This window comes from Methanimicrococcus hacksteinii, assembly GCF_032714515.1.
GTDB lineage: Archaea > Halobacteriota > Methanosarcinia > Methanosarcinales > Methanosarcinaceae > Methanimicrococcus > Methanimicrococcus hacksteinii.
This window is the reverse complement of the sequence record NZ_JAWDKC010000012.1, coordinates 130,173-137,183: the sequence shown is the minus strand read 5'-3', so window position 1 is coordinate 137,183 and position 7,011 is coordinate 130,173. Positions and strand designations below refer to the sequence as shown.

The 7,011-nt window shown below is 46.5% G+C and carries 1 protein-coding gene; it reads right to left on the bottom strand.

Translation table 11 applies throughout. The annotated features are described in order from the left end of the window. A partial coding sequence (locus MmiAt1_RS03840; protein WP_318785578.1) for an InlB B-repeat-containing protein occupies positions 1-6,846 on the bottom strand: 6,846 nt, incomplete at its 3' end. Positions 6,847-7,011 lie beyond the last annotated feature (165 nt).

Genomic DNA, 7,011 nt, shown 5'->3' with positions numbered 1-7,011 from the left:
GATACCGCCGTTTGCTTTGTAAGTGACTGTATATTTTACGGAAGTATCGCGCGTCCATTGCGCGTACAAAATCATGTCGCCTGTCGGCGTGATTTCCGTACCGGCACTGTAATTTTGACCGCCGCCGTTTTCATCTATGTTCCATTCAACAAACGTAAAGCCGGCACGAGTAAAGCCGGCGTCATCGACAGAAGCAACGGTATGACTTTCTTCGGGAAGAACTTCGGCAGCATAATCAGTTCCGATACCGCCGTTTGCTTTGTAAGTGACTGTATATTTTACGGAAGTATCGCGCGTCCATTGCGCGTACAAAATCATGTCGCCTGTCGGCGTGATTTCCGTACCGGCACTGTAATTTTGACCGCCGCCGCTTTCATCAGCGTTCCATTCTGTGAATGTAAATCCGGCGCGGGTAAAACCGGCGTCATCGACAGAAGCAACGGTATGACTTTCTTCGGGAAGAACTTCAACAGCATAATCAGCACCGGTACCGCCGTTCGCTTTGTAAGTGACTGTATATTTCACGGAAATGTCACGCGTCCACTGCGCGTACAAGATCATGTCGCCGGTCGGCGTGATTTCCGTACCGGCACTGTAATTTTGACCGCCGCCGTTTTCATCGGCATTCCATTCAACAAATGTAAATCCGGCGCGGGTAAAGCCGGCGTCATCGGCCGAAACAACGGTATGACTTTCTTCGGGAAGAACTTCGGCAATATAATCAGTTCCGATACCGCCGTTCGCTTTGTAAGTAACGGTATATTTCACGGAAATGTCACGCGTCCACTGCGCGTACAAAATCATGTCGCCGGTCGGCGTGATTTCCGTTCCGGCACTGTAATTTTGACCGCCGCCGTTTTCATCGGCATTCCATTCAGTGAATGTAAATCCGTAACGCGTAAAACCGGCGTCATCGACAGAAGCAACGGTATGACTTTCTTCGGGAAGAACTTCAGCAATATAATCAGTCCCGATACCGCCGTTCGCTTTGTAAGTAACGGTATATTTCACGGAAATGTCACGCGTCCACTGCGCGTACAAGATCATGTCGCCTGTCGGCGTGATTTCCGTTCCGGCACTGTAATTTTGACCGCCGCCGTTTTCATCGGCATTCCATTCAACAAATGTAAATCCGGCGCGGGTAAAACCGGCCTCATCGGCAGAAGCAATAGTATGACTTTCTTCGGGAAGAACTTCAGCAGTATAATCAGTCCCGATACCGCCATTCGCTTTGTAAGTAACTGTATATTTCACGGAAGTGTCGCGCGTCCACTGCGCGTACAAAATCATGTCGTCGGTCGGCGTGATTTCCGTTCCGGTACTGTAATTTTGACCGCCGCCGTTTTCGTCCGTGTTCCATTCAGTGAATGTAAAACCGTACCTGGAAATGCCCGCATCGGCGGCTGAAAGAACAGCATGGCCGGATTCGGGAATGATTTGTTCAGCGTGGTCGTCACCGGCACCGCCGTTTGCCGTGTAAGTCACGGTATAGTTTTCACCGGCATTGCGCTCCCAAATTGCGTAAAGCGTCAAATTATCTGTCAATGCAATACTGCTGCCGACCACGTAATTGTCATCTGCCGCAGTTGAAGCGTTTTCCGGATTCCAGCCGAGGAAATTAAAACCGTAACGGGAAATGCCGGCACTTTCGGCGGAAAGAACCGTATAAGCTGTTTCGGGAACAATTTCAACAATATAATCGGCTCCGATGCCGCCGTTGGCATTGTAAGTGAGGGTATAATTTTCACTGTCATTGCGTTCCCAAATCGCGTAAAGCGTCAAATTATCCGCCGGCGTAATGCTGCTGCCGACACTGTAATTCGTGTCATCGGCCGTATCCGAAGTATTATCCGTGTTCCAGCCGAGGAAAATAAAACCGTACCGAGAAATACCGGCACCTTCGCCGGAAAGAATAATATGAGCGCTTTCGGGAACAATATCAACAATATAGTCGTCATCGAAACCGCCGTTCGCTTTGTACGTGACCGTATAATTTTCACTCTCATTGCGTATCCAATGGGCGTGCAAAGTCAGATTATCCGTCGGCGTAATCGTATCGCCCGGCGTGTAATTTTGACCGGTGCCGTCGTCGTTTTCAGTCCAAATATCAACCGCAAAACCGTACCTGGAAATGCCGGCATCGGCAGCGGAAAGAACCGTATGAGCGGTTTCGGGAGTGACGTCAACAATATGATTGATTCCGGTGCCGCCGTTTGCTGTGTAAGTAACAGTATAATTTTCACTGACATTGCGTTCCCATTGAGCGAATAAAGTCACATTGTCAGCCGGCGTTATTTCAGCTCCCGCGGTATAATTTTGGCCGGAGTCATCAGAAACGAGTGTCCAATGCGTGAAATTATAGCCGTATCGAGAAATGCCGATGTCTTCAGCCGTTAAAATCGTGTGATTTTCACCGGGAATAACTTGCTCGGTATGGTTCGATCCGACGCCGCCGTTCGCCTCATAAGTCACATTATAATACGTTTGATCGTCGTGCTTCCAAACCGCATAAAACGTAAAATCACTGCCCGGCACAAAACTTTTGCCGACGGCATAATTCGCATCGGGCTGATCGGAATTACGATTCATATTCCAGCCGAGGAAATTAAAACCGTATTTGGAAACATTCGCTTCATCTGCTCCGCTTCCGAGAATGATATGCTCTTCACCCGGAATAACGCGGGAAACAATACCGCCTGTGCCGCCGTTGGCATCATACGTTATATTGTAATATGTTTGGCCGTCATGCTTCCAAATCGCGTAAAGCGTCAAATCGCCGGTCGGTGTAATATCGCTGCCGACACTGTAATTCAAAGTATCCGCTTCTGTTGACTTTTCATCCGTATGCCAGCCGAGGAAATTAAATCCGTATTTGGAAACGTGTGCACCGTTTTCCCCGCCGTCGAGAACCGTATGCGAATTACCCGGAACGATTTGAACAAAGGTACCGCCGTCGCCGCCGTTTGAATCATATGTCACGCGATAAACGGTGCTGCCGTCATATTGCCAAACGGCGTAAAGCGTCAAATTACCGGCAGGCGTAATGCTGCTGCCGACACTGTAATTCGTGTCATCCGCCTCTGCCGAATCTTCATACGTGTTCCAGCCGAGGAAAATAAAACCATATCGGGAAACATCGGCCTCGTCCGTTTCGTTGCCGAGAATTGTGTGAGAATCGCCGGGAATCACTTGAGAAACGGTACCGCCGATACCGCCGTTCGCGTCATAAGTGACGTTATAATACGTTCTTCTGTCATGTTCCCAAACAGCGAACAATTCGATGTCTTCCGTCACTGTCAGGTTTACGCCGGGTTTGTATTTTTCATCCGCTGCCGCTGCTGTCGGATCCGTGTTCCAGCCCATAAAATTAAAACCGTACTTGGAAACATTTGCGCCCAACGACGACTCGTTCAATATCGTATGATTTGTTCCGATTTGGATATCTTCAATGGTGTCGCCGCCTTCGCCGCCGTTCGGATTATAGGTAACATTATATGTGGTTGTATTTTGAGCCCAAACAGCGTAAAGCGTCAAATTGTCGTTAATCCGAACCGGCATACCGGGATCAAAAATCGGATCCGCGGCTGCCGCACTGCTGTCTTCATTCCAGCCGATGAAATCAAAACCGACATAAGAAACGTTTGCTTCGGCGGCGTTCAGAACGTTTAATGTGGCGTCATATTTTATATCCGTGACATTATGCCCGCCTTCGCCGCCGTTGGGATGATATTCAAGCACATGCGTTTCATTGACGGGCGTCCATTGCGCATACAAATCAATATTGTTTCGAATTCTGAAAGTATCGTTCGGATAATAAGCGTCTCCGGTTCCATCGGTTTCCGTGTTCCAATCCACGAATACATTTCCCGCAAAATACATCGTTTCGTTTGATTTCACGGTGACAAGTTCATCATATTCGTATTGTTTATCATCATCGGGCGAATCGAGTCCGCCGTTCGGGCCGTATGTGACCGTAAATTTTTCCGAATTTGTCGTCCATTGCGCGTACAGTGTCATATTTGCAATAATGTTGAATTGCTGATTCGCCGCGTACGCTGTTCCCGACCCGTCGGCATTCGTATTCCAGCCTGTCAGTTCAAAACCGACCTGATAAAGGTCGCTGCCCGCCTGAACAATGACAGGTGCATTGTACGAATATTGATTATTATCAGCCGGCACCGTTCCGCTGCCGCCGTTGGAGTCATAAGTCACTGTCAGGTTGTTCGGCTGATATGCCCATTGAGCATAAAGCGCCGCACCGCCGCCCGGAATGAGATAATCGTCACCGCATTCGTAAACAGTCAACGTACCGTCTGCATTTTCGGACCAGCCGATTAAAACATAATCATTCCTGGCAAAAGTCTGATTGTCTCTTAAAGCATAATAAGCGCCGGACATAACCGAATCCGTTTTTGTTTCGGGCGTGCCGCCGTAATTGGCATTATAGATTAAATTCGTCAAGGTTGCCGCATCCGTATAAACGGCTTCAAATTCAACGTTTCCGTACATTCGAATAGTGGAACCGGGATAATAAAGGAGTCCCGGTTTGCTTTCTTCCTGCCATCCGGCCAGCACCAAACCGTCTTTTGTAAGATCGGCTTCTTTGACCCGCGCTAAAGTGTTCAGCGTGTAAGTTTCACCATCAATCGGAACGGTTCCGCTGCCTCCGGCGGCATTATACGTGATTTTAAATCCCTCCGTCCGATACATTCCATACATGCTGACATTTTCGGTAATGTTATCCGTTGAAAAATCGACCGGAACAACCAATCCGCTCGGCCGTGTATAATACCATCCTTTAAAAATGCCCAGTTCTTTATAGGATTTTTCCGGGTCCCTGAAATACGGGTCACTGATTTTGGGCTCTTCCACTCTGCCGCCGTTTGCGAAATACTGAACACCCAATATGTTTCCGTTTTCTTTATCGTAAAATGTTGCCGTCAGCTCTTGGGTTTCCCAGCGCGCGAACAGCACTAAATTGTGATTCGGCATGGTCGTATTATTAAGGTCAATCGGTTTGTAATATTCCGCATCTTCATACCATCCGATAAATTTGTACCCGGGACGGGAAATCGGTTCAATATTATAATCAATTAAAGGCTCCCCGTAAACAATGTTGTCGATGTTTCGGGTGTCGGCAATGTTTTCCGTATCATGTATTTCAATGCCGTACAAAAGACGGTCATATAACAGGAATTGCGTCTTTGCTCCCGTCGAAGTTATCTCCGTCAATGCACCGTTCTCATACTTCAGCGCAGCTGCCGTAATATTTTCCATCCCTTCTATCGATTTTAAATTGTATGCGGTCGTTGCCGAACCGACCGGCTGACTGTATAAAAGGTCTTTAATGTATGTTTTGCCGTTATATTCCGCATAATCTGTTCCTGCCGTGCCGCTTGACGTTTCTCCGGGAAGGGCTTCAAACATATAATTGAGATAAACGTCGGAAACTTGATCATATCCCCGCCAAGTTGCTTTTAATTCAAATTTGTGATCTCCCGTATCATATTCTTCAGTCGGCAGCATATCCGGCGTACAAGTAATTCTTTTAGAAACCCAAGTTGCGCCGTCGGTACTCCACGGCGGTGCGGCCCACCCGGTAAAACGGGACCCGGAACCGAATATGTTATATACATAATCAAAACTGTCGTTTCCTTTTCTCGGCCAAATGTCTTCTATAAACATCGTTTCTTTGAGATCTATAAAATATCCGTTATAGGGTTCCGTATGGTATACGTATTTGACGCCTTTGACATAAATTTCCAGACCGGGAGGATCCATAACGAAATGAATGTTGTAAACAATATAAGTGTAATAAACATTGACAACCGTCGTTCCGTTATCTTTGATAAGTACAGGCGTACTTCTTTCAAATTGGCTGTGTGTCGGCTCTGTTTTAGAATTCGCCTCCAGCCCGGTTTTGACATCGTCTTCGGTCAGGGTGAGCATCGTTCCCGCAAGCGCGTTTGTCATATATGAATCATGATAAACATAATTTGAAGGATCGGACTTATCAAATTCAAACGGCAAATTTCCTTTTTCTTTCCATACAATAACTTTGACGGCCGGCATATTGTTTTCATCGGCTTTCCATACGGCGTAAAGTGTCAATGATTTGGTGACCGGATCGTTAAAATTATAAGCTTTTGATAAGTCGTCGGGGTCCGCGTCTTTGTCCGTGCTCCAATATTTGAAAACATAACTCTCCCGTGTCGGCGGAATCGGCTCGGAAACCGTACCGCCTTCTGAAACAGATTGATCTTCCACCTCGGTTCCTTTCATAACGTTAAAAGAGACAAAATAAGCGTCGCCGAAATTGGGCGTTAAAATAATATTATTATTAACAGGAATGTCAAACTCATAAATTTCTGTACTGTTTTCAACAGTCCAATATAAAAACACATGGCCGGGTTCATCGGGCAGTTCGTCCGGCGATTCGGCGTAAGCATCCGCTTCAACAAGCTGCGTATGATAAATCTGACCGTTCAAATCTTTAAAAGAAATCAAATATTTATCGGAAAATTGAGCGTACAAATTCAAATCTCCGTTAACGGGAGACGAAAAATTATAAAGATTTTCAATTCCCTCAGGCCCTTCGTCAACCGACCATCCGACAAAAGAAACAAATCCGTCGGGAAGCGGCGGTGCGGCCGGAGCCGAAACGGTGCCGACAACTTCGATTTGCTGAATATTGTAAACTTTTCCGTCCGCATAAAATGTGACGGTTGCAATGACTTCATCGCCCGCCGAGAGAGAAGGAACTAAAAACAAAGCTGTCGCCAATACTGAAATCATAATGAATGCCGTGAAAACGGCATTTCTTCTTAACGCTTGTTTTTCGGTCATTGTTTTTCACGTTCCGCATTTAGGTTTTTGTTTGCGTTTGTTTTTGGGTCTTCATTTCGTTTTGATTTGTTTTTGCAAGAGCAAATCGTTGTTTTACGCCATAGCCAACATCCGGGTTCAAATTTAACGTTTTGAATATATATTAATTAATATATAATTAAATTT